Genomic DNA, 23,500 nt, shown 5'->3' with positions numbered 1-23,500 from the left:
GACTTATATTTAAAAGCTGTGTTATATTACATAACATGAAATTTATATATAATATAACATATTTAGGAAATCGTTGAACGCATTTTTGAAAATAATTTTTTAAATCATTCATTATTGAGAAATTTATTATGGAAGAAATAATAAGGGAGGTAAAAAGGATTATGTATTGCGAGTCATCTCGGTAAAATCGTGAAATCATCAACTTCTCCATTTTAGTTTTTTAAAAAGTTGTCCATCCCCGTTTACATTTATACTTTTTTTGAAACTTAATGAAAATTTGTTCGTAGAATAAATGTAAGTAAATTCAAGGAAGAGGTGTTTTTATATGGAAAAAAGGTTGGGAGATTTAAATCAGGAGCAGATAAAGGGTCCTTCTTTGTTTGGAATGATTACAAGTCCTGTGGAACAATTCGAAAGAATCAAAAGCAAGCCAAAGATTTGGGTTCCAATGCTATTGATCACTTTACTTTTTTTAATTGGTACATATTTTTTAAGTCTATCATTAGATATCAATGAATTAATTGGGGAAGAAGTTCCTTCAGGGCAAGTTGAAATTGTTAAGATGGTTACTTTGGTTACCATGGTTATTACCGGTGTTCTTTCACCAGTGGTATCGGTTCTAATTTCCAGTGCTGTTTTGCTAGCAGTGGCTAAAATCGCAAATTCAGAAGTGAGTTTTAAACAAATATTTTCAATGAAGACGTTTATTTATTTAATCACAGCTATAGGACTTTTTTTAAACGGACTTATACGTTTGCTGATTGGTGGAAATCCTGAAGTGTATGTTACGAGTTTGGCAGGTTTACTGAACTCGGATTCTAAGATTTTGGGAGTCTTTGAGGTCTTTACCATCTGGGCCACTGTTTTGATTGCCATTGGTCTAAATAAAGTGGCGAACCTCTCTAAGGGAGTAGCTGTGACGATAGCTATTATTTTTTTCCTATTTCAAATAGGTATGGCGTTCATCGGTAGTTTATTCTCGGGAATTAGTGGCATGTAATGAAAAAGAAATGGATCATTATAGGAGTCAGTCTACTTATTGTAATAATGGTCACTGTTAGCGTTTACCGGCAGGTTTTGGCTAAAGGACCATCGGTCTCGGTGATAGTTCCCAAAATGGAGGATATTTCTTCCACCATCATGATTCCAGGTAGTGTAGCGATGGAAAATCAACAGACGGTTTATTTCTCCACAGAAAAGGGAGAACTTAAAAAGGTTGAAGTCAAAGAAGGTCAGAAAGTGAAAAAAGGTGATCTTCTGCTGACTTATGAAAATCCTCAGTTAGAATCTGAATTAGAACAAAACAACCTATCAAAAGAATCTGCTTATTTGAAAATCAATCAGTTAAAAAGGCAGAAGGAACAACTTGAAGAAAAGGAAAAACAACTAAGTAAACAAGTTGGGGATGATAGAGCAGAAGAACAATTAAATCCAGAATTCGATCAAATTGATACGGATACAAAATTAGCAGATATTGAGTTGAAACAGGTGCTTTTGAAGGAAAAACAGTTGAATGAACAGATACGGGATCTGAAAGTGGAGAGTAAGGTGGATGGTGTCGTGCTCACCGTAAGTAAACAGGGAGAGTCCTTAGCTGTAACAGGTACGGCTGAACCTCTTATCCAAATCGGCAATCTTGGTAACTTGCTAGTTTCAGGAGTTCTTTCTGAATACGACACATTGAAAATAAAGAAAGGGCAAAGTGTGAGTTTTAGTTCTGATGCCGTTGAGGATGAGAAGTGGAAAGGAGAAATTGTGAATATACATTCCATTCCTCAGAAAACAGATCTCAGTCAAGGGAATTCCCAGGCTGTCCAATATCCAGTAACGGCTAAACTAATAAGTGAAACGGATGTTTTAAAGCCTGGTTTTCAGCTTTTCATGGAAATTGAAACAGATAAAAAGAAGGCACTTGTGCTTCCAATGGATGCGATTATCGATGAGGGTGAACGGATGTTCGTCTATATGGTGGACGGGAAATCCGTAAAAAAGAAAGAAATAAAGCCTGGTATCATTTCCAGTGAAAAAATCGAAGTAATCAAAGGCCTAAACAAAAACGACCGAGTTGTTATCGATCCTTCAGACAAGATTGAAGAAGGAATGGAAGTGACGGTTGAATGATCGAGTTAAAAGGAATAACAAAAACGTATCAATTAGGTAAAGAGGATGTACATGTGTTGAAAAACGTGAATTTCTCCATTGAAAATGGAGAGTTCGTTGCGATTATGGGACCTTCAGGCTCGGGAAAGTCCACATTGATGAATATAATCGGATGTTTAGATCAAGCAACAACTGGAGAGTATTGGCTTTCGGGCCAAAATATCTCTGGTTATTCAGAAGACGAATTGGCTAGGGTCCGAAATACATCCATAGGATTCGTTTTTCAACAATTTCAATTATTACCAAGACTAGTAGCTTGGAAAAATGTTGAGTTACCGATGATTTATGCCGGCGTTTCAAAAAAAGAACGTCAATTCCGTTCAGAAGAAGCATTAAAGAAGGTGGGACTTGAAGACCGAATGAGTCATCTACCGAATGCTCTTTCTGGAGGGCAAAAACAGCGTGTTGCTATTGCACGCTCCATTGTCACACAACCCCAATTAATTTTAGCGGATGAACCAACTGGTGCACTAGATTCAATCACGAGTGTGGCGATAATGGAACAATTCAGGAAGTTGAATGAAGAGGGAGTCACAATTGTTGTGGTAACACATGAAGCCGAAATTGCCGAATACGCTTCTAGGACCATATTTGTACGCGACGGTGAAATTCTTCCTGCTACCCTCATAGAAAGAGGGGAGGATTAATGAGTGTATTCGAAAATGTCACGATGGCTTTGAGTTCTCTAAAAGCTCATAAATTGCGTTCTATGTTAACGATGTTGGGCATCATAATTGGAGTAGCCGCTGTCATTATCGTAGTTGCAATAGGGCAAGGTGGGGAAGCGATGCTGAAATCGGAAATTGTAGGTCCGGGTAATACGGTTGAATTATTTTATCAGCCCTCAGAGGAAGAAATGCAGTCGAATCCGAATATTATCTATGAAGCTGCTTTTAATCAGGAAGATATCCGAATACTTGAAAATCTTAACGGTGTTAAACGGGTGGTTGCTTCAAGTTCAGAGTTTACAAAAGTTAGCCACAAACAGGAATCCATCGATAGTTCTGTGGTAGGCATAAATGATGCCTTTCTGGATTTAAATAGACTTAATGTGGCCAGTGGAAGAAATTTCACTTCTGCTGACTTTTTGGGTGGAGCGCGAGTTGCCATTGCAAGCCATACGATGCAAGAGGATTTATTTGATGGGAAATCACCAATTGGACAAGTCATTCGGATTGGAACGCAACCCGTTGAAATTATTGGAGTAATGGAAAAATCAACAGGGCTCCTTGCTTTTGATACAGTGCAATTGTATATGCCATCTAATACGTGGAAAACGGTCTTCAGTAAAAATGATGTGACCTCTATTCTGTTGCAGGCAGAAAATACTGATCAATTGAACACTATCGGTAAAAAAGCTTCTGCCAAACTTAATTCTATTCACAATGCAGGGGAATCATATCAAGTTATAAATATGGAAGAAATCGCTTCGGCAATTGGTCAAATTACCAGGATCATGACTTTGATAATCGGTTCTGTTGCAGGCATATCCCTCGTCGTGGGGGGGATTGGTGTAATGAATATCATGCTTGTATCCGTTACGGAACGGACTAGAGAGATTGGCATTCGTTTGGCGCTAGGAGCCACAAGGAGACAGATACTAACTCAATTTTTAATTGAATCGATCATCTTAACACTGATTGGTGGATTGTTGGGCATCGTTTTAGGGTGGATCGTTGTCACGCTAATTTCTCTTTTTGCGGGGCTTCCCTCTCTAATTTCTTGGCAGGTTGTCCTTGGAGGTGTAGCCTTTTCCATGACAATAGGCATTGTTTTCGGAATTTTACCGGCGAATAAGGCTTCCAAAATGAATCCGATTGAATCCTTGCGATATGAATAAGCATCTCGAAACTTGTACGTACTTGAGTACAGGTTTTTTTTCTTCTTTTCTCCTATCATGCTATTATTATGGTATACAATTATACCGGTAGGCTAACCTCCGTGTTGCACATGAATTGAAAAAACAACAAAACGTTTGTAATTGAAGGTAGTAACATAGTTTTTAGTTCTATTTTCCTTTCAGTAGATAAAACGTAATAAATCGAAAAAATATTTTTAAGATTTTGGGGGCGATTGTGTGATGAAGACTATACGACAACTAGATAACCTTAATGAAATAGATAGTATTCTTAAGCAAATGGTTCGAAATTCTTATGAAGAGGCAAGGGAAGAAGGAGAATTGTTATGTATGGAATGTGGAGACGTAGATTTATATATTGCAGCTTCGAACCATGCACGGCTACAGGATGCGATTAATATGAATTTTCGAATTGATGAGTCCGGTGAAATCATCGAACACGAAGAATATCAGCAACTTATGGATGAGCTTTCTGAGTACTTTCTGGAATTACATAAGGATAGTGAATTATTTGATTTCTTTCCTGCGGGTTCTTATGAAGTCAAAGGTGATGAGCGAGAGTCTGAAACAGATATGCTAGGTCCAAAGGGTTTATTTTCAGCACCATTTGAGGATTCTATTATAAAGGAATAAATGGTGAGAACAAGGAATCTGAAGGGGTATAAAAAGGAGAGGCAGAAACGATTTATTATTTCTGCCTCTTCTTTTTCCATTACTTTACTAGAAAAAGATCTATTTAGAGCAGCACTCCTTCATTTAGTCTAAAAACGTGTTGTTCTGTACGAAATATGATAAAATTCGACTTTATTAAAAATGAATAAGGTAGAAAAAATAACAAATATAAGTTTTTATGGAAATTATATGAAGAATTGGATATAATAAAAAGTGTTATAGTAAATGAATTTTTTTAGAATTAATAGTTTGATATAACTTTCAGAAGAGTTCTCTCTTAAGAAAATTATACATAGGTATAGAATGAAGTAAACTAAGATGGCCGGTATCAAAATTATTGCATTTTTCGCATTTTAATTCAGATTATTTGGACTATTTTTGTTTTTTGAAAAATGTTGCAGGCTAGGGAGGATTAGTTATGATAGTTTTTGATCAGGTTAATAAGTATTTTGGTGATTTTCATGTATTGAAAGATATTAATCTAACAATTAATAAGGGAGAAGTGGTCGTAGTAATCGGTCCATCTGGATCAGGAAAAAGTACGCTTCTTCGTTGTATTAATCGCTTAGAAACGATATCGGAAGGTTCGCTGTCCATCAATGAGATGAATGTTGCGGATAAAAAAACAGACATTAATAAGTTGCGCCAAAACATCGGTATGGTTTTCCAACATTTTCATCTTTACCCTCATAAAACCGTATTGGAAAATATTATGTTGGCACCTAAGAAGGTTTTAGGACAAACGAATGCGCAAGCGGAAAAAATTGCCCAAAAGTATTTGGAAAAAGTCGGGATCTCGGATAAGGCGAATTCTTATCCTTCACAGCTTTCCGGTGGACAGCAGCAACGTGTTGCCATTGCCAGAGGACTGGCAATGGGACCGGAAATCATGTTGTTTGATGAACCTACCTCAGCCTTGGATCCAGAAATGATCGGCGAGGTACTTGATGTGATGAAAAAGCTTGCTCTAGAAGGAATGACGATGGTCGTGGTCACACACGAAATGGGATTTGCCCGTGAAGTGGCGGACCGAATCGTATTCATGGATGAGGGCAGGATTTTGGAGGAGGCAATACCGGCTGATTTTTACGAAAACCCTCACGAAGAGAGGGCGCGTCTATTTCTCAGCCGTATATTAAATCATTAAATAAAAAATAGGGGGGATTTACATGTTGAAGAAAAAGAGATGGTTACAATTATCATTGCTTTCAGTACTAGCTGTCATACTATTAGCAGGTTGTGGCGGGGAAAAGGATTCTGATGAAGGTAAAGATGGTGGAAGCGGGAACAAAGATAAAGATATTCTAACTCAAATTAAGGATAACGATAAAATCGTATTCGGGGTAAAGAATGATACGCGTCTGTTTGGATTGAAAAACCCAAATACAAAAGAGGTAGAAGGATTTGACATCGACATTGCGAAAGCACTTGCAGCGGAGATCCTTGGTGATGAAGAAAAAGTATTATTCAAAGAAGTAACGTCTAAAACAAGAATGCCTTTATTGAACAATGGGGATATCGATGCGATTGTTGCGACTATGACCATTACGGAAGAACGTAAAAAAGAAGTTGACTTCACTGATGTCTATTTCGATGCTGGACAATCATTACTTGTTAAAAAAGGAAGTGACATCAAAGGTATTGATAATTTAAAAGGTAAAAAGGTATTGGCTGTAAAAGGCTCTACCTCAGCCATAAATATCCGCGAAAAAGCTCCCGAAGCAAATGTTTTGGAATTCGAAAATTATTCGGAAGCATTCGCAGCACTTAAATCAGGTCAAGGTGATGCATTGACGACAGATGATTCCATACTTTATGGTATGGCTGATGAAGATCCAAATTACGAACTTGTTGGCGGCACATTTACGGATGAGCCATATGGAATTGCAGTTAAAAAAGGAAATGAAAAATTTGTAGATGAATTGAACAAAGCTCTTAAATCAATTAAAGACTCCGGGAAATATGATGAAATTCATGATAAGTGGATTAAGCAATAACGTATTCATTTACATGTGGTAAGAAGAAATAGGATTTTTACTTACCTACTAAAAGAATAATATTTGGATCTGTCAGGATGAGCAATTTGCTCATCCTGATTAGTTAGAGGAGAGTGGATGTCTTGCTTGATTTCTCCATTTTGACAGAGAATTTAGATATGTATTTAATGGGTTTTAAAAATACAATCATATCTAGTTTAATTGCTTTAGTATCAAGCTTAATCCTTGGTGTGCTTATTGCTATCATGAGAATTGCTCCGATTAAGCCTCTGAATTGGCTTGGGACCGCATATGTGGAGTTCATACGGAATATACCCTTATTGATCATCACATTTTTCTTTTTCCTCGGCCTGAAATTAAGTGGGTTATATGCAGGTACGTTAGCCTTGACTATATACACATCATCATTTATTGCGGAAGCCATTAGAGCCGGCATTCTTTCGGTATCGAAAGGACAAATGGAAGCAGCCCGTTCTTCAGGACTGACATATGGACAGGCGATGAGATTCATCATCTTGCCACAAGCCGTGAAAATTGTCATTCCCCCTCTTGGGAACCAATTCATCAATCTCGTTAAAAATTCTTCCATTTTAGCAGTCGTTGCTGGATTAGATCTTATGTATCACGGTGATTTAATATCCTCAAGAACCTTTGTAGTGTTCGATGTTTACATTTTCGTAGCAGCGTTTTATTTAATTCTTACCATTCCTTTAAGCCTTGGCGTTGGTTATTTAGAAAAACGTCTGGCTAAGAGTAATTGAGGGAGGTATAAGACATGGATTTTTTAGGAGCATACACACCAGATCATTTAAAGTTTTTATTAGAAGGTTTTTGGGTAACGATTCAGGTGGCTTTTGTATCTATCATTTTAAGTTTTATCATCGGGGGACTAGTCGGCATTTTACGTTATGCAAAGATACCAGTTGTATCACAAATTTTAGCTGTCGGCGTTGAAACCATTCGTAATTTACCATTGTTGTTAATCATTCTTTTTACATATTTAGCGTTGCCTGAAGTAGGAATTAAGTTGGAAATTATTCCAGCTGCGATTGTTGCTTTGACCGTTTTTGAATCAGCCATGATATCCGAAGTAATACGAAGTGGGTTGAAATCAGTTGATAAAGGACAAATGGAGGCAGCTCGTTCATCTGGTTTAAGTTATGTGCAAGCCTTGATACATATCATACTTCCGCAGGCACTACGCCGAATGGTCCCACCTCTAGTGAGCCAATTCATCTCTCTATTGAAAGACACCTCATTAGCGGTAGTGATTTCATTGCCAGAATTGACCCATCAAGGGCAAATCATCTATGGGCAAGGTCAAAATTTCTTGATTCCAATTTTAATCTTAGTAGCCCTAATGTATTTTGCCGTTAATTTTAGCTTATCTTTAGTGGCCAGGAGACTAGAATTAAAACGTACTTAAATCCCCCGACTCATATTTGAGTCGGAGTTTTTATCATATCTCAGCTATTTTTTCTTTCTATTCCATAGGAGGGGACTCGTAATGAGCGATAATGTGAATCATATGCATTTCAAAATCGTATACATATGAAGAGGAAAGAAGGTGAAAAAGCTGTCTGAAATTAAGCGTACCAATAGCAAAGCACTAGCCTCTTTAATCCTAGGAATTCTATCCCTTCTCATTCCCTTTATCGGAGTTATATTAGGGATATTAGGTCTGATTTTTGCTTCAAATGGTACAAAAGAAATTGTACATTCGGGAGAGCCTGGTATCAATTTGGCGACAGCAGGAAAAGTATGCAGTATTATTGGGATCATTTTTAATATGATCATAGTCCTTATTATCCTCTTATTTTCTATTCCGTCATAAAATAGCGATAATTCTACTTATCTAATTTGAAAATATGAAGATAAAGGAAATACTTCATTAGGATTATTTTGGGAAAATATGTTATGATTTACATGAACTAAATATTAAGGGGGGATGTTGTTTTTGTCCAATCAGATATTTAAGTATCCTGCTGTTTTTTATTATGAAAAGCACCCTTTAATCATGGATTCATTTTCAATTCAAGTGTGTTTTCCTGATTTTAAGAGAAAGGGTTTCACATCTTCCGTTAGCGGAAGAGATAGGGGCGACGCTCTAGCTTGTGCTCAAGAACTATTGTGTTCGATGGTCGAACATTTTATCCATTCAAAGAAACTAATCCCTGATGCAACTAAAATGGAAAAAGTGAATGTAGATCGAGGAATTAATATTTGCGAGGCTGACCCATTTCGCATTGAAATTGAACATATTACTTATGAAAAAGAAAGACAAAGTCTTACCCTACGGAGAGGATAAGGCTTTTTTTCTGTGTGAAAAAGGGATTTCTGTATTTAATCTACGGTTATGGAAAGTATAATGACAATTCATTTTGAATGGCAGAGGTTCTTTTTGAACGTACCTCCGAAAGGGTAGTAGAGCTTCGCACTTTAACGGTTTCAAATGGCGAGCATTTAGGAATAAGATGTATGAGGGGTTATTTAAATAGGCTATCATGCCTGTCTTTCTTCGAATTTATTGAAAAATGGTAATTACTTCGTTTAATCATTCTTAGGTAGAAAAGTATTCATATCCACTGGGAGACCAAGAAATTATAGCTTAGTTTTGTCATATTAACTTGATGCATCAATGGTGTTATTGATACTAGCCGATTTATATAGAGAATAGAAACAATTATTTTTATTTTTGAAAGGATATTGAGTTCTTTATAACGAATATGTATAGTGTAGATAATATAGGTAAAAAGTATCAATAATATGGAGGTGTATTAGTGAAGTATTATATAGCATCGGATGAAAAAAATATAAAGCAAGTTAAATCATTAATAAAGAAATTGAATGCAAAGGGGTTCTCATGTGTAAATGAGTGGAATCTTTTTGACAAGAATGGTAATAAAGAAACCACTAATAGTTTAGGGGATTATGAAAAGGAAGGAATAGATGAAGCGGATTTTATGTTAATCTTTCTTACTGCGGGAAAGGGAAACCTTTATGAACTAGGACATGCCCTTTCTTCAAATAAAAAAATAGTTGTGTATTCGCCTGAAAAAGAGAATTATCATATTAACAAAAAATCAATATTCCATAATATCCCTGGTGCCATCATCTGCAGCGGGACTTTATATAAGTTGGTGAAATTAATTCAATCACTTGCCCCAGCAGAACAAGATGATCCAAGTCCTATGAATTCTTAATAATGTCTTTTGTATAAACAGTTGAATATACCCCCAAAAAAATAAAAATCAAAACGTAATGTTTAGTATATAAAAATATCGGGTATAGGTTACTAAAAAAGGGAGGAAGTTTATTTGGCTACTATAGACATTGATAAGTTATTACTAGCTACTGAAGAAATGGCCGAAGAATCAATTCCAGTTCATCTCTATACATTTGACATTGATAAGTTATTAGATAAGACGGATAATTGGTAAAGAAAAGCATGCCGCAATGGATATGCTTTTTTCTTTTGTAAATAAGTTTAACCTGATTACCAATATTACAAGAGTAAGTAATCAGGCATGTGAGAATAGAATGAATAGTAGTGGAAATTAAAAAACGCGGCCCTTTACAAATCCTAAAATAACAAACATGGAAATAGTTCCGACAACAAAAACTGATTCAATAATCGTTAAGAGAAGTCCATCATACATCTGTATTTCCTCCTTATATGTAGTGTGTGATCATGCTTAAATCAACATCTGTTTATTTGTAAATTATAACATGAAATTCATAAATTTAGTTGGGGAAAAATGTCTAAATGTATAAAATTGTATCATTCTACTTGTCATTGGATTTTTAGTTTATCACTGCTAAGAGTTTTTATCCCTCACAGTTTTTTGTTCTTAAAGTTCTACATAGTACTAACGCCTCTTTAAGAATGGAGGTTAAATTTCATGTTTTTTATACATACTTATTTAGAAGCATACAGGAAATTGGGCACCATAAGAGGGAAAATGACATATAATGAAGAAGGAATGTAGGAGGTGAAAAATACTTGTCTCGCAAAGTGGAGGATTACCTTGAACAAGGAATTTATGGAACAAAAGAAATCAAGCCGGGTGAACGTAGGGAGTTTCTTGGGACGTTACGGGAAAGAGTCATTATCGTATTAACAAAATCACAAGTCTTTGAAAACAATCTATATCCAGAAATAGAAAATAGGATGAAACAATATCCACGGGCTAATTTACTTCTGAATGGTCAAATGGATTATCAGTACTTAGGGAAATACATTAAATTATCTAATCAATATAAGATTCCGTACAAGGTTGTTTTAAATCAGGAATACAATTCCGATTTAGGTCTGGTATTGGCCGAAAAAAATGCTATTGATAAAGGGAATATTTATATTGAGAAAGAGAAAGAAAAGAGTAAACCTAAAACTGTTAAGAAGAATAGTTTAAAAGCAAGGATTAAGAGATATGTAAAAAAAGTACTAAAGAAACCACGATAAGAGCAATCTAGCGAAGGTATGGGAATAGTCTATGGAAAAAAACCTCAGAAAGAGGGACCAATAATGGGCCCTCACTTCTTAGAACATATATATTTATGTTCGTTTCTTTCTCAATCTATAAAACTTCCTAAAGTTACCGATGGTCGTTTTTAGGACTGAGTAAACAGGAATTGCAATTAACATACCTATGAATCCATATATTGAACTGGCAACGAGGAGCAGCAAGATAATCGTTAATGGGTGAATGTTAAGTCTCTTTCCCATAATGTTTGGAGTAATCAGGTGACCTTCGATTTGCTGAACCACTATAAAGACAACGGTGACTTTTATCGCCAAACCAACATCTGTTTGCAAAGCGATGAAAATAGCTGGAAGTACACTTATCAGTGGGCCTAGGAAGGGTACAATCGTAAATACCATAGCTATAAGGGCAAATACTAATGCATAATCGAGTCCAATGATGAGGTATCCGATATATAATAAGACCCCAATTACGATTGATACGATGAATTGGCCGATAATATAGGTCGATAGAGTCTTATCGACGTCTTTTAATATAGTGTTTCCCTCTGCCTCCACTTCTTTTGGAATAAACTTTAATAAGAACGGCCTTAATTTTTCGCCATCTTTCAGAAAATAAAATAAAATGAACGGGGTTATGACTATAACAGTTAGAACACTTGTTACTGTAGTGAAAATGGTGTTGATATTTACCATGATCTTATCTGAAAAATTCTTAAAATAGGTTACGGAGTTCTCTTTAAGGGTTTTTATATTTACCATGCCAAAATCATTTTTCTCTATCACATGTTCGACATCTTCGGATTGTTCAGAAAGTTCCTTGACTTTACCTGGGAATTGATCCGATAATTTTTGGAATTGATCAACGAGAACTGGGCTTCCAAAGTAACTGCCATAACCAATTGCACTAAATATTATCAGAAAAACTAAGGAAATACTCAAAGTTTTAGGAATGAACTTGCTTAGAAATTGAACAACCGGCCTTAATATGTAATATAACAATCCAGCTAATAGGATGGGGAAAAATACGGCCGCAATGATATTTTGAATGGGTCTAAAAACATATTCTATCTTACCAAGTAATACAATGATAAGTATGGTTAAAATAATCCCTGTTGCATATTTAAAAAAAGGTTTGTTTATCCACACAATTGAATTCCCCCTTCTACATCTACTTTTACTATCACTATTTCCCTTGAATGACGCTATACTAAACTTTTATGCCATTTTCAGTGGTTTTCGATAGAGTAGAAATGAATGGACAAATTCTTGAATATTTTATATAAAGGCTCTGTTAAAGGTCTGATATTCACTTTAAAGGAACGAATGTTCTGTGATGGGATTATCAAATATGAACGGGTGACAACTATGAGAGCAATTGAAATCCTCGAAGTCATCCAAAAACGTAATCCAGCAGAAAAGCATCGGTTGCGACTACCACCGCAGACTTAAAGGATGGATACAGCGATTTAACGGTGTAGCAACCAAATGTCTAAATAATTACCTCGCTTGGTTACACCTGTTAGAAAGTATCCATCCTCAAAGAAGAAGTCACAATGAAAGATATACTAGTTAAGGGGAATTTAATTCCAAATAAAGAAATATATATAGTACAATTGGGTTATCTGAGTTCGAGATATAAACTATATATTTAACCAAATGGAGTTATATCTGGAATAAGTAAAATATTTTTCGCTCGGGGGAAAACACTTGAGGAAAATCACCTTATCTAATGGAGGAACGGTAGAAGTTGAGTGTCTTAGTTGTGCATTAACAAGTGGAGTAGTTGAACCAGATGGCGGCGTGGTCATTGAAACAGAGCTCTTTCACGCCCATCAAGATGTCGCATATCCCATCATTTTCATACTTGGATGGTTCCAAGATATGAATGGATGTATATTCGGGCGTTCAGTTGAGTCAGTTCGACCAGTATTACTTCACGCTAAAAATGAAATGAATGACAAGGAAAATGTTGAAGAAGTTCTGGAAGCCATCAACATTCTTACCGAAGAACTAAATAAATAATTTAATAGAACTTCCGTTTTTAAGAAGTTCTACTTTTTTAAAATCAAAATTTAACTTAAACTATAACAAAGCCTATATAAAAAAAGACCTCCATGTAAAATGGAGATCTAATCCGAACCTTATGATGACTTTTTCAAACTTTGTACTTCTTTTGCGGGTTGTTTTTCAGAACGTCCAAAAGCACCGTAGTAAAGACATCCTACCAATATTCCCCCACCGACAGCGTTACCTAGAAATACGGGAATGAAATTCATGATATAATCTCCCCAAGTAAGTGCACCTGCGAAAATACCAGCTGGAATGATGAACATATTGGCTACAACGTGTTGGAATCCAATAGCGATGAAGGCTGTAATTGGTAAGAACAAACCAACAATTTTACCAGTAGTGTCTTCTGCGCTATAGCTCATCCAAATAGCCAATGCTACAAGCCAGTTACATCCTATTGCAGAGATGAAAGATTCAATAAAACTTGCATCAACCTTTGAGTTGGCAGCTGCAATGGTTTTATCCAGGAAAACCCCTGTTTCGGTCAAACCAAGAAGGTGTCCGAATACGTATGCTACAAAGACGGAGCCTATTAGGTTTGTAACGGCAATTAAAATCCAGTTAATCGTCAATTGTTTAACAGTGACCTTTTTAGCTAGTGCTGCCATTGAGACTGCCATCATGTTTCCTGTTAGCAATTCTGCGCCTGCAACGACCGTAAGGATTAATCCTAGCGGGAAAACTAATCCGCCTATAAGATTATTCAGTGTACCCCATTCTGGCGGTAATCCGGCCGTAACGCGGATGTAAAATAGAAAACCTAAGGCAATAAACGCGCCTCCAAGGAATCCTAAAATTAAAATGCTTCTTAGTGGCAACGTGGCTTTCTTTTTCCCTGCATTGATTGCAATTTGCGCCATTTGTTGCGGGTTGTTATAACTCATTTTGCTCCCCCTTGAAAAATACTTTCTCTATTTTTTATTTTTTAGTAGTTAAGAGGCAAGGACTTACTTACCATATAAACAATACCATCAGTTATTATACACTTCTATTTAGATTTTTCTATAACAAAATAACATTTTTTTATTTTTTTTTAAAAAAAAGATAGATTTTAATGGGGTTTTGGGGGTTTTGAGAAAAATTAATAAATATATTGAAAAAATAAAATAATGAAAAAATAACCAGATGCATAGTGTGCCTTGGTAAAGGATGTAATCCTCAGGCAGCTAAAAAGGCATTATCAAAAGCATGTTGCCCAAAGGGCCTGCTTCGATAATGCCTTTTTTAGCTTATTCAGTTGATGAATCAAGGCTCATGTCAGGAGATTTTTTCCACTGGAGCCTTGAATCCTTGTTGTTCCTGTGCGTTTCTCATTTTCTTGATATCTAAACGAAGCATTATTGAGATGACGAATGCAATCGTGATCAAGACTGCGAAAACGTAAAACACAGGAATGTAGCTATTTGTACTTTCTCTGATATAAGTTACCAACATAGGTCCACAAACTCCACCAAGAGACCAAGTTGTTAATAGGTAACCATGGATTGCACCGATTTCTTTAGTTCCGAATAAATCACCGGCAAATGCAGGGAGGTTAGAGAACCCTCCTCCATAACAACTAACAACGAGTAAAATCAGACCTTGGAATAATAAGGAGTTGGTAGTGGTCGGAAGTAATAGGAATGCCGCAATTTGGATGATGAAGAAAATGACGAAAACATTAGGACGACCGATATAATCGGAAGCGGCTGCCCAGCCAAGTCTTCCACCACCATTGAAAATCCCCATGATACCAACTAGGGTAGCCGCCCCAGCAACTGAAAGCCCGACTACATCCTGAGCCATGGGAGAAGCTACTGATATCATCATGATTCCTGCACTAGTGTTGATCAATTTCATGAACCATAACATCCAAAAGTGTTTTGTTCTAACCGCTTCCTTCGCGGTAGATTGTCTTAAATCTTTTTTCAATTCCTTTTTTCCTGATTCGATGTCTTGTTTCATGCCTTCTGGAATCCAACCTGCTTTGGGCGGTGCAATATAAGAAGCACCTAAAAACATTAGGATGAAGTATCCAGCGCCTAAAATATAATAGGTAGTAGATATTCCTACAGACTGCATAAGGCTAGCTGCAACAGGCGCCGTAATAAGTGCACCTGCACCGAAACCGAGCACTGCCATCCCAGTTGCAAGTCCTCTTCTGTCAGGGAACCATTTAACAAGGGTCGAAACTGGTGATATGTAACCGATACCCATTCCTAATCCGCTTAAAAACCCATAGGTAAGGAGGTAAAGTGGAAGCGAATCAATCATAATCGCCACGCCAGATCCGGCTTGACCTAAACCAAATAGTACCGCGGCAACCATGGCTGACTTCCTTGGCCCATTTTTTTCTACGAACTTTCCAAAGAAAGCTGCAGAGGTCCCTGCAAGTGCCATCATTATAGTAAACGCTAAAGTAACTTCAGTCTCTGACCAGCCCATTGCTTCTACTATGGGCTTTTTGTAAACACTATAAGCATATGCCCCTCCTATAGAAAGGTGGATAGCGATAGCTGATAAAGCGATTAACCATCTGTTTTTTGTCATGTTGGTACCCCTTTTCACAGTTATGAGAAAGATTCATGCGTTTTATCTATGGTTCGTTAAGTTATATGCATTTTATCTATCTCGTTGCCTTAGTATATAAGATTATTATTTACTAGTAAACTACTAAATTAAATTTTTTTAATAAAAATGAGATTAAATGACAGTAAGCCTTAATTAAGGGAGTGTTTTTGTAAAAGAGTTTATAGAAGAAACATACACACCATTAAATTTTGAGAGAAAAGAATTTTTTAAATTAATATGTAGGGATAGGAGATAATAATCAATTAAACTGGATAATTTGCTAGCTGAAAACATATAAATATTCAATAAACGATAGCATGGGAGGGAATGATATGACCAAATAACTTACATAATAGAATGGATTTTCCTCTAAATGACGAAAAAATTAGATGAAAACGAAATTTTATTTAAAAAATTCGGAAAATTTAGTTATAAGGGCTTGAACTATGAAACCTTATAGGAGTAAACTAATTAAGATAGGTTTTATGGAAGTGAAATCTTGTAAAAATATTCAACAAGGGGTTTTGGTAATGAAGGAACAAGACATGCAAATCACGCTTAGTACAACGAAGAAAGAAAAGCCAAAGGCTGAACAGCTGGAGTTCGGTAAAACATTTACCGATCATATGTTTATTATGGACTATACACAAGGGCAAGGGTGGCATGATCCAAGAATTGTTCCTTATCAACCGCTCGAATTAGAGCCTTCATCAATGATATTTCATTATGGACAATCTGTATTCGAAGGATTAAAAGCATATGTAACAGATGAAGACGAAGTTATCTTATTCCGTCCGGAAAAGAATTTCCAACGCTTAAATAGTTCAAATGATCGTTTATGTATCCCTCATGTAGATGTCGACTATGCATTGAAGGCGTTAAAAACGTTAATTAGTATTGATAACGACTGGATTCCTAGAGCAGAGGGTACATCATTATATATACGTCCTTTCATTATTGCGACGGAACCTTATTTAGGAGTTTCTCCATCAGACCGTTACAAATTCATCATCATTATGTCGCCGGTAGGTTCTTATTATAAAGAAGGTATTCACCCAGTGAAAATAGCGGTTGAGTCATCCTTTACGCGTGCAGTGAATGGAGGTACTGGAGAAGCTAAAACCGGAGGAAACTATGCTTCGAGCCTTAAAGCTCAGGAGGTTTCCGAAAAGCTTGGTTATTCGCAAGTTCTATGGCTTGATGGAGTGGAGAAGAAATATATCGAAGAAGTGGGAAGCATGAATGTTTTCTTTAAAATCAATGGGGAAATTATTACTCCAGCTTTAAATGGTAGCATTCTTCCGGGCATCACTCGCGATTCCATTATTGAATTGTTAAAACATTGGAACCTTCCAGTGAGTGAAAAGCGAATTTCCATGCAGGATGTCTATGATGCCTATAAATCAGGTCAATTAGAAGAAGCATTCGGTACTGGAACTGCAGCCGTCATTTCTCCTATAGGTGAATTCCTATGGAATGGTGAAGAAATGGTCGTTCAAAATGGTGAAACGGGTGAACTATCCAAAAAACTATATGAAACGCTAACTGGAATTCAAACAGGTAAAATTCAAGATGAATTGGGTTGGACTACGAAAGTTGAAGAAAAAATTACTCTCTAAGATTTTGAAGTTATACAGAAATGAGTCGGAATGTTAGGAAAAAACATTTTGCCTTCATCAAAAGGGGTTTGGAATGATTTATTTCCAGACCCCTTTTTAAAATTTTGGAATAACAGGATACCATGTTCAATATAGTTTAGTTAAGAATGGGGAAGATATGTTTATTCTGGAATGAGGAGCCACACTTTATATAACATTACTTTTGGACTTTTAGGTTTTCTTTGGCCATTTCAACAAGTGACTTAACCATATTACCTCCCAAATGACCGCCAATTTTACCAGCTTGCTTTGCTGTCATTTGGCCATTATACCCTTTTTTTAAAGGAATGCCGACTTCATTGGCAGCTTCAAATTTCGCCTCCTCATGGGTTCTTGATCCAGCAACTTTGGCTTTTAGTTGATTAAGGTCTGCTCGGGCTTCTTCTACTAGGATTTTATTTCTTCTTGACACCGATTATCACCCCTTTATTTTAGGCTGTCCAAAAGGTAAAAAAAACATCATATGCTCATGCTAGTGATCGATTGAAAAATTTTCATATGAACTCTTCTATTTGTCATTTCAAATAACGAACAAAAGGAAAGGTAAAGGGAAATTTTAACGTGGAATGTCAATAATTGCAGTCACCTCGGACGTTTTACTTTTTAGGCAACGGGTACATAAATATAAATAATATTTGTGAGGAGTAGTGAAATGCTGACTGCGAATTCTTGTTTATTAACGAAAGAAGACATGACGAACCCAAAAAGAGTACCACAATGGGTGATTAAAGAATATCAAACTTTCCATGATACGGTAACAGACAAGACTTTTCCTTGTTATTTTGGCATGAAGGCAGAAAATAAAGGTGAACTGCGTTATGCATATATCACTCAGGAAGATTGGTCCAATCTCCCAAAGGCTGTAGAAAAATTTCTGCAATTATTTCAGGAGCCTCCATATATTAGGCATGGTCTTTTTGTTTTCATGGAGCCGGAAAAAGAAGAAGGTGACTTGGAATTATATCGTAAGCGATTTTGGGATATCCTTCAATATTTACATGCCCATGATCATACACCTTGGCCGATAGAGAAGCCAAAGGATCCTGAACATTATCTGTGGGACTTTCATTTTGCAGGGGAACCCATCTTTATTTTTGGAAATGCACCGGCATATAAACAGCGTAAAACGCGTGATTTAGGTAATAGCCTCGTCCTAGGATTTCAACCTCGAATGATATTTGAAGGGTTAGAAGGAACGGAAAAGGGAGGAATCATGTCACGTGAAAAGGTAAGGGAACGAGTCGAAAAGTGGGATAACCTGCCCACGCATCCAGACATCAGTCATTATGGAGATGTCAACCACAATGAATGGAAACAATTCTTCATAGGTGATGATAGCGAACCAATCCTTGGGAAATGTCCGTTTCATCACAAAGATTCCAAGTAAACGAGGGCAAGATGCTCTCGTTTTTTCATTATCTGCTTCTTGAAATGGATAGTGAGATTTAATCCAAATAACAATAAAAAAAATCCTCAACCATGCATTTCTGTGCAGGTTTTCCGGAAAGTCGCTTATAATAAGAGGATAAGGGATATGAAAGGGAGTGTTATCATGAAAACATTCAAGACACGTGAAGAAGTAAAACAGGAAGAAACGTGGAATCTTACTGATATTTATAAAAACCAGGATGATTGGGAGAAGGATTTTCAAGAAGTCCTTACTGTAACTGATACATTAAAGGCTTTTGACGGTCATATTCATACAGCTCAAGAGTTGTTTGATTACTTACATTTAAGTGAAGAAATCGGATATACCTATAATAAACTCTATGTGTTTGCCATGCTCCAAGCGGATTTGGATACCCGTGTCACCTCATCTCAGGCACTACTTGACCGAGCAGGTCAGTTAGGCAGAAAGATTAGCAGTGCATCTGCCTTCTTTATGCCATTCTTACTAAGCTTAGATGAAAAAACACTTAAAAGATACATAGCAGAAGTAGAGGGATTAAAATACTTTGAGGAAGATTTACTTGATTCATACCGTTATAAAGCCCATGTGTTATCGAAGGAACAAGAAGAAGTAATTTCCCAAATAGGTGAAGCATTTTCAGCTCCGCAAAAAACTTTCGGGATGATTAACAATGCGGATATTAAATTCGGTGAAGTGACAGATGAAAAAGGTCAAAAAGTAGAGTTGACCCGCGGAATGTATTCAAAATTAATAGAAGATGATGACAGGGAAAAGCGGAAAGAGGCCTATTTGGCTTATTACCAACCTTATTTACAATTAAAAAATACAATAGCTTCCACTCTTTCAACGGCAATAAGAAATAATGTCAACTTATCGAAGCTTCGGAACTATCCATCCGCTTTAGAGAAATCCCTATTCGGGGACAAAGTGCCAAAAGAAGTGTACGATAATCTGATCACGTCCACAAAAGAAAATATCGAACCCATGCATAAATATATCGCTTTGCGCAAAAAGGTATTGGGTGTGGATGAATTGCGTGCATATGATTTAAGCGTGCCACTTGTTGAAGGCGCTAAAGAAGACATTACCTATGATGATGGATTTGCATTAATGATCGATGCGTTGAAGCCATTAGGTGAGGAATATGTGGAAATCCTAAAAAGCTTTAAGGAAAACCGCTATTATGATGTAAGGGAAACACCGGGAAAACGGTCTGGAGCCTATAACTTGGGACTTTACGGTGTGCATCCATTCATATTGCTGAATCACCGTGACGATCTTGACAGTGTGTTTACACTAGCTCATGAGTCCGGTCATGGCATGCATTCGTACTTCAGCTCAAAATATCAACCAAAAATCACAGCTGGTTATTCCATTTTTGTTGCGGAGGTAGCTTCAACCGTAAATGAGATTTTACTGATACGTCATTTACTTAAAACGACCGAGGACCTTCAAAAGAAGAAGCATTTGCTCAATCATTTTATTGATAGCTTTAAAGGAACCTTCTTCACGCAAGTCATGTTTGCTGAATTTGAAAAGATCGTCCATGAAAAGGCGGAAAATGATGAACCTCTTAATGTAGAGGTTTTGAATACAGCTTATGAAGAGATTTTTCGCACGTATAATGGTCCGGAGATCATCTTCAATGAGGAAGTGAAATATGGTTGGTCACGCATCCCTCATTTCTATCGTCCATTTTACGTCTACAAGTATGCTACGGGCTATGTATCTGCCATCACCATTGCGGATAAAATCCTTTCTGGAGACAAAGAGACCCTTGAAAGCTATTTAACGTTCTTGAAAAGCGGCAGCTCGGATTTTCCTTTAGAATTGCTTAAGAAAACCGGAGTGGATTTAACCAAACCGGAACCGATTGAAAATGCGATGAAAATTTTCAGTGATTTGGTTGACCAATTTGCCGAGCTGAACGAGGGCTAATGTACCCATTTCTTCCAAAACAGCCCATGGTACGATGAATGAAAAGATGCTATAGTAAGATTATTGGCAAAAGAGAGGCCCAATCTTCATTGATTGGGTCTTATTCCGTATGTTGAGAGAGTATACACTTTTTTGTGGTCGAATTTTACTCACAAAAAGTATTTTAGTATAGCTTTCTTTTTCATTCATTAGCATAAATTGTGAGGGAACGTGAACAATGAATTCAACGGTAAATTATATAAAAGAATGGCAACAGGCCCTTCAACTTGAAATTCTGCATCTAAAGAAATACGGAAGTACAAAATATTTAGTTTCAAATGGCCATCTCCTTTCAAGTGATGGCTCATTCACCTATTTCTTCGAAACGGGCTCTTCAGTGAAAATTCCGGTCGGGTCGATTGTACGGCTGGAATGGGGAGGAATTAAACAGGATGGGAGAGTTTTATCGTCAGAAGGAAAAAGCATCATCCTTTCCTTTGAACGGTCATTGGGTGATTTAATAGGGGAAGCATTTCTATACCACGATCCTTGGGAACTTTTAGAGCAACTAATCACAAGGTTAGATGAAGTTAAGAGAAGTAAGAAAAAGAGGCTGAGGATTAAGCGTCTTATGGATCCTTCCATGCCACAAAAACATCCTTCCAGCGAGAAACAAAGTAGTGTGAGGGAATTGTATGCACGCTCAAAGTTCAATCCAGTCACATTTGTCTGGGGTCCACCCGGGACTGGAAAGACCTACACATTGGCTCGTACGGCTGCCAACCATTATTTTCAAGGTAAAAAGATACTCGTCCTGTCTCATAGTAATCAAGCTGTTGATGTTTTGATGGCCGAAATTTCTTCATTCATAAAAAGGAAAGAACGTTTTCACGAAGGGGACGTCCTTCGATATGGGTCACAAATCGGTGAATCCTTAGCAATTCATGAAGATATTGTAACGGGGCAATTACTAGGGAAGCATGAACCGGACTTATTAGCGGATAAAGAGAAACTTGTAGGAGAAAAACGTTTATTGAAACAGGATTTAGCAGGTTCATTCAGTAAAAGGGACACCGACGAATTGCTTGAATTAGAAAAGAAATTGGCGCGGGTTTTGGAGAAAATCCGTCAAAAAGAGATAGAATTCCTAAAAGAAGCCAAAATTATCGGGACGACCCTGGCAAAAGCCGCTAAAGATGAAACGTTATACACTAGGGAGTATGACTTGATCATTTTGGATGAAGCCAGCATGGCATACGTACCGCAAGTGGCATTTGCTGCGGCTTTATCTAAACACATTTTAGTTTCAGGTGATTTCAAACAGCTTCCACCGATCGCAGCAGCCCGTGATTCCTTAGTGAAACTTTGGTTGAAAGAGGATATATTTCATAGGGCTGGAGTTGCGCAATCAGTTGAAGAAGGGACGCTTCATCCACATTTATTCCTTTTAAAAGAACAGCGCCGTATGCATCCAGAGATTTCGGCCTTTACAAACCGTGTTGTCTACAACAATTTTGTGGGAGATCATGAAAGTGTTTCGATAAGCAGAGAAAGTATCAGGGCTGCGGAACCGTTTGCCAACAAGGCTTCTGTTCTTCTTGATACGAGCTGTTCTGGTGAATATTGTATGACGGAGCGTACTTCCCACTCAAGGATGAATCTTTGGCAATTATTATTATCATTTCAGCTGATTCATGAAGCATATGTTGATGGTGCTAAATCGATTGGTTATGTGGCACCATATCGGGCACAGGCTGAATGGATGGAAAAGCTATTGGATGATCTGTACCGGAACGAACGGCAAACTACTGATATTATTGCCGCAACTGTCCATCGTTTTCAGGGCAGTGAACGTGATGTAATGGTTTTTGATACGGTAGATAGCTATCCACAGGATCGTGCTGGGATGTTATTGACAGGAAGAGAAAGTGAACGGCTCATTAATGTGGCAATAACGCGGACAAAAGGTAAATTTCTGCATGTGTGCGATACTTCTTTTATAAATAAACATGTATATCGTAGTAAAACGCTTCGACAACTTGTGGACCATCAAACGCATAACGGTCAGGTGATTCCAAGGAAAGACATTGGGAAATGGGTGAAACACCAACATTCCAGATTGCAGTGGATGCATGCACGAAAACTGGAAAAAGTCTTGGAGGATCTGGGTAATACCAACCATGAGATGATTATGGCAATCCCTGATGCAAACTTGCTGTCAGATGATTGGAAGCAGATTTTGTTGAAAAGAAACCCCAAGGTCAAGTTGACAATCATATCCGGAAAGAGAAATTCGGATATCCCTTTACATTCCTTTATAAGTTTGCCGGTTTCCTTCTCGTTTATCATCTTCGATAAACGCTTTGTCTGGCTGGGAGTCCCTATTGAGACAAATAATCGAATTCAGCCACCGTTTATATCCGCTCGACTGGATTCGTCAATCATCGCCATGGAACTTACCTCTCAATTTAAAAGAAATGAATAATTTGACGAAAAGACCCTGATTGGGTCTTTTTTTGTGAATATTTTATAGTTCAACTCGTTAAAATATATGAATAAGTAATTATTTTTGACCAAAAATCATTCATTATCCAATAGATAACCTCGCTAGAATATCATTATCACCCTTTCATCCTGAAATTTGTTCCAATCCTTATCGTCTTAGTTAAGGAATTCAACGTATAAGCCAATTAGGCGACAATTTTCTACCAATGATTTACG

Annotated in this window: 23 protein-coding genes and 2 pseudogenes; 21 read left to right on the top strand and 4 right to left on the bottom strand. The window is 37.0% G+C overall.

Translation table 11 applies throughout. From position 1 onward, the window contains the following. The first annotated feature begins 325 nt into the window (after positions 1 to 325). The 14 genes from ACQKIC_RS11465 (at position 326) to ACQKIC_RS11400 (ending at position 11,149) form a co-directional block, all read left to right on the top strand. Positions 326 to 1,000 carry a Yip1 family protein gene (locus ACQKIC_RS11465; protein ID WP_427591241.1) on the top strand — a complete coding sequence of 225 codons (675 nt, stop codon included), beginning with the start codon at positions 326 to 328 and terminating at the stop codon, positions 998 to 1,000. Continuing rightward, positions 1,000 to 2,121, top strand: a complete 1,122-nt coding sequence (locus ACQKIC_RS11460; RefSeq protein WP_427591242.1) for an efflux RND transporter periplasmic adaptor subunit — start codon at positions 1,000 to 1,002, stop codon at positions 2,119 to 2,121. Before ACQKIC_RS11465 ends, ACQKIC_RS11460 begins: the two co-directional genes overlap by 1 nt. Then, positions 2,118 to 2,807: an ABC transporter ATP-binding protein gene (locus ACQKIC_RS11455; RefSeq protein WP_427591244.1), complete on the top strand. Its 690-nt coding sequence runs from the start codon at positions 2,118 to 2,120 to the stop codon at positions 2,805 to 2,807. Before ACQKIC_RS11460 ends, ACQKIC_RS11455 begins: the two co-directional genes overlap by 4 nt. Continuing rightward, positions 2,807 to 4,000 (top strand): ABC transporter permease, encoded by a 1,194-nt coding sequence (locus ACQKIC_RS11450; RefSeq protein ID WP_402868645.1) that lies wholly within the window; start codon positions 2,807 to 2,809, stop codon positions 3,998 to 4,000. Before ACQKIC_RS11455 ends, ACQKIC_RS11450 begins: the two co-directional genes overlap by 1 nt. A 240-nt stretch (positions 4,001 to 4,240) precedes the next feature. Next, on the top strand, positions 4,241 to 4,651 hold the full coding sequence (locus ACQKIC_RS11445) for a hypothetical protein (protein WP_402869851.1): 411 nt from the start codon (positions 4,241 to 4,243) through the stop codon (positions 4,649 to 4,651). A 457-nt stretch (positions 4,652 to 5,108) separates the two neighbouring features. After that, positions 5,109 to 5,837 (top strand): amino acid ABC transporter ATP-binding protein, encoded by a 729-nt coding sequence (locus tag ACQKIC_RS11440; RefSeq protein ID WP_402868643.1) that lies wholly within the window; start codon positions 5,109 to 5,111, stop codon positions 5,835 to 5,837. Positions 5,838 to 5,859: 22 nt separating this feature from the next. Then, positions 5,860 to 6,687 carry a transporter substrate-binding domain-containing protein gene (locus ACQKIC_RS11435; protein WP_402868641.1) on the top strand — a complete coding sequence of 276 codons (828 nt, stop codon included), beginning with the start codon at positions 5,860 to 5,862 and terminating at the stop codon, positions 6,685 to 6,687. Positions 6,688 to 6,809: 122 nt separating this feature from the next. Next, a complete protein-coding gene (locus ACQKIC_RS11430; protein WP_402958753.1) occupies positions 6,810 to 7,448 on the top strand; it encodes an amino acid ABC transporter permease in 639 nt (212 codons plus the stop codon). A gap of 14 nt (positions 7,449 to 7,462) precedes the next feature. After that, a complete protein-coding gene (locus ACQKIC_RS11425; RefSeq protein ID WP_402868637.1) occupies positions 7,463 to 8,113 on the top strand; it encodes an amino acid ABC transporter permease in 651 nt (216 codons plus the stop codon). A gap of 141 nt (positions 8,114 to 8,254) precedes the next feature. Beyond that, on the top strand, positions 8,255 to 8,521 hold the full coding sequence (locus ACQKIC_RS11420) for a DUF4190 domain-containing protein (RefSeq protein WP_427591245.1): 267 nt from the start codon (positions 8,255 to 8,257) through the stop codon (positions 8,519 to 8,521). A 123-nt stretch (positions 8,522 to 8,644) separates the two neighbouring features. Then, complete coding sequence (locus tag ACQKIC_RS11415; RefSeq protein WP_402988520.1) at positions 8,645 to 8,995, top strand: hypothetical protein; 351 nt, start codon at positions 8,645 to 8,647, stop codon at positions 8,993 to 8,995. 472 nt (positions 8,996 to 9,467) lie between these two features. Then, positions 9,468 to 9,890: a nucleoside 2-deoxyribosyltransferase gene (locus ACQKIC_RS11410; RefSeq protein ID WP_402988525.1), complete on the top strand. Its 423-nt coding sequence runs from the start codon at positions 9,468 to 9,470 to the stop codon at positions 9,888 to 9,890. A gap of 114 nt (positions 9,891 to 10,004) precedes the next feature. Next, the gene (locus ACQKIC_RS11405) at positions 10,005 to 10,127 is read left to right on the top strand and encodes a hypothetical protein (RefSeq protein WP_402868629.1); all 123 of its coding nucleotides are present in this window, start codon (positions 10,005 to 10,007) and stop codon (positions 10,125 to 10,127) included. Between the two features lie 563 nt (positions 10,128 to 10,690). After that, positions 10,691 to 11,149 (top strand): YueI family protein, encoded by a 459-nt coding sequence (locus tag ACQKIC_RS11400; RefSeq protein WP_402988534.1) that lies wholly within the window; start codon positions 10,691 to 10,693, stop codon positions 11,147 to 11,149. Positions 11,150 to 11,242: 93 nt separating this feature from the next. Here the strand turns inward: ACQKIC_RS11400 and ACQKIC_RS11395 are convergent, their stop codons facing one another. Next, positions 11,243 to 12,319 (bottom strand): AI-2E family transporter, encoded by a 1,077-nt coding sequence (locus ACQKIC_RS11395; protein WP_402988541.1) that lies wholly within the window; start codon positions 12,317 to 12,319, stop codon positions 11,243 to 11,245. Between the two features lie 108 nt (positions 12,320 to 12,427). On the opposite strand from ACQKIC_RS11395, the gene ACQKIC_RS11390 reads away from it, so the two are divergent. The 3 genes and pseudogenes from ACQKIC_RS11390 (at position 12,428) to ACQKIC_RS11380 (ending at position 13,195) form a co-directional block, all read left to right on the top strand. Beyond that, complete coding sequence (locus ACQKIC_RS11390) at positions 12,428 to 12,622, top strand: hypothetical protein (RefSeq protein WP_427591349.1); 195 nt, start codon at positions 12,428 to 12,430, stop codon at positions 12,620 to 12,622. Then, positions 12,603 to 12,812 (top strand): annotated as a pseudogene (locus ACQKIC_RS11385) (IS1595 family transposase); the annotation flags it as partial. The gene ACQKIC_RS11390 and the pseudogene ACQKIC_RS11385, both read left to right, overlap by 20 nt. Before the next feature lie 68 nt (positions 12,813 to 12,880). Then, a pseudogene (locus tag ACQKIC_RS11380) lies at positions 12,881 to 13,195 on the top strand (hypothetical protein). A 119-nt stretch (positions 13,196 to 13,314) separates the two neighbouring features. Here ACQKIC_RS11380 and ACQKIC_RS11375 read toward each other — a convergent pair. Beyond that, positions 13,315 to 14,127 (bottom strand): formate/nitrite transporter family protein, encoded by an 813-nt coding sequence (locus tag ACQKIC_RS11375; protein WP_402868623.1) that lies wholly within the window; start codon positions 14,125 to 14,127, stop codon positions 13,315 to 13,317. A gap of 373 nt (positions 14,128 to 14,500) precedes the next feature. After that, positions 14,501 to 15,772, bottom strand: coding sequence for an L-lactate MFS transporter (locus tag ACQKIC_RS11370; RefSeq protein ID WP_402958780.1), 1,272 nt, complete (start codon positions 15,770 to 15,772; stop codon positions 14,501 to 14,503). Between the two features lie 551 nt (positions 15,773 to 16,323). Here ACQKIC_RS11370 and ACQKIC_RS11365 point away from each other — a divergent pair. Beyond that, positions 16,324 to 17,412, top strand: coding sequence for a branched-chain amino acid aminotransferase (locus ACQKIC_RS11365; RefSeq protein ID WP_427591246.1), 1,089 nt, complete (start codon positions 16,324 to 16,326; stop codon positions 17,410 to 17,412). 196 nt (positions 17,413 to 17,608) lie between these two features. Here the strand turns inward: ACQKIC_RS11365 and ACQKIC_RS11360 are convergent, their stop codons facing one another. Beyond that, on the bottom strand, positions 17,609 to 17,863 hold the full coding sequence (locus ACQKIC_RS11360) for a small, acid-soluble spore protein, alpha/beta type (RefSeq protein ID WP_402868617.1): 255 nt from the start codon (positions 17,861 to 17,863) through the stop codon (positions 17,609 to 17,611). A gap of 240 nt (positions 17,864 to 18,103) precedes the next feature. Between ACQKIC_RS11360 and ACQKIC_RS11355 the strand changes: the two genes are divergently transcribed. The 3 genes from ACQKIC_RS11355 to ACQKIC_RS11345 all read left to right on the top strand — a co-directional run bounded on the left by ACQKIC_RS11355 (position 18,104) and on the right by ACQKIC_RS11345 (position 23,264). Then, positions 18,104 to 18,838, top strand: a complete 735-nt coding sequence (locus tag ACQKIC_RS11355; RefSeq protein ID WP_402868614.1) for a YqcI/YcgG family protein — start codon at positions 18,104 to 18,106, stop codon at positions 18,836 to 18,838. 165 nt (positions 18,839 to 19,003) lie between these two features. Beyond that, on the top strand, positions 19,004 to 20,800 hold the full coding sequence (gene pepF, locus ACQKIC_RS11350) for an oligoendopeptidase F (protein WP_427591247.1): 1,797 nt from the start codon (positions 19,004 to 19,006) through the stop codon (positions 20,798 to 20,800). Positions 20,801 to 21,017: 217 nt separating this feature from the next. After that, positions 21,018 to 23,264, top strand: a complete 2,247-nt coding sequence (locus ACQKIC_RS11345) for an AAA domain-containing protein (RefSeq protein ID WP_402988562.1) — start codon at positions 21,018 to 21,020, stop codon at positions 23,262 to 23,264. The last annotated feature ends 236 nt before the right edge of the window (positions 23,265 to 23,500 follow it).

It is taken from the genome of Peribacillus sp. NPDC046944 (assembly GCF_050272735.1).
Classification (GTDB): domain Bacteria; phylum Bacillota; class Bacilli; order Bacillales; family DSM-1321; genus Peribacillus.
The sequence above is the reverse complement of the archived record's forward strand: the minus strand, read 5'-3'. Positions and strand labels throughout refer to the sequence as shown.

Coding starts and splice junctions, on each gene's coding strand:
- ACQKIC_RS11445 (WP_402869851.1), top strand. CDS start 4,241: ATGAAGACTATACGACAACTAGATAACCTTAATGAAATAGATAGTATT.
- ACQKIC_RS11440 (WP_402868643.1), top strand. CDS start 5,109: ATGATAGTTTTTGATCAGGTTAATAAGTATTTTGGTGATTTTCATGTA.
- ACQKIC_RS11390 (WP_427591349.1), top strand. CDS start 12,428: ATGGACAAATTCTTGAATATTTTATATAAAGGCTCTGTTAAAGGTCTG.
- ACQKIC_RS11425 (WP_402868637.1), top strand. CDS start 7,463: ATGGATTTTTTAGGAGCATACACACCAGATCATTTAAAGTTTTTATTA.
- ACQKIC_RS11370 (WP_402958780.1), bottom strand. CDS start 15,772: ATGACAAAAAACAGATGGTTAATCGCTTTATCAGCTATCGCTATCCAC.
- ACQKIC_RS11465 (WP_427591241.1), top strand. CDS start 326: ATGGAAAAAAGGTTGGGAGATTTAAATCAGGAGCAGATAAAGGGTCCT.
- ACQKIC_RS11435 (WP_402868641.1), top strand. CDS start 5,860: ATGTTGAAGAAAAAGAGATGGTTACAATTATCATTGCTTTCAGTACTA.
- ACQKIC_RS11460 (WP_427591242.1), top strand. CDS start 1,000: ATGAAAAAGAAATGGATCATTATAGGAGTCAGTCTACTTATTGTAATA.
- ACQKIC_RS11455 (WP_427591244.1), top strand. CDS start 2,118: ATGATCGAGTTAAAAGGAATAACAAAAACGTATCAATTAGGTAAAGAG.
- ACQKIC_RS11355 (WP_402868614.1), top strand. CDS start 18,104: ATGCTGACTGCGAATTCTTGTTTATTAACGAAAGAAGACATGACGAAC.
- ACQKIC_RS11345 (WP_402988562.1), top strand. CDS start 21,018: ATGAATTCAACGGTAAATTATATAAAAGAATGGCAACAGGCCCTTCAA.
- ACQKIC_RS11375 (WP_402868623.1), bottom strand. CDS start 14,127: ATGAGTTATAACAACCCGCAACAAATGGCGCAAATTGCAATCAATGCA.
- ACQKIC_RS11365 (WP_427591246.1), top strand. CDS start 16,324: ATGAAGGAACAAGACATGCAAATCACGCTTAGTACAACGAAGAAAGAA.
- ACQKIC_RS11450 (WP_402868645.1), top strand. CDS start 2,807: ATGAGTGTATTCGAAAATGTCACGATGGCTTTGAGTTCTCTAAAAGCT.
- pepF (WP_427591247.1), top strand. CDS start 19,004: ATGAAAACATTCAAGACACGTGAAGAAGTAAAACAGGAAGAAACGTGG.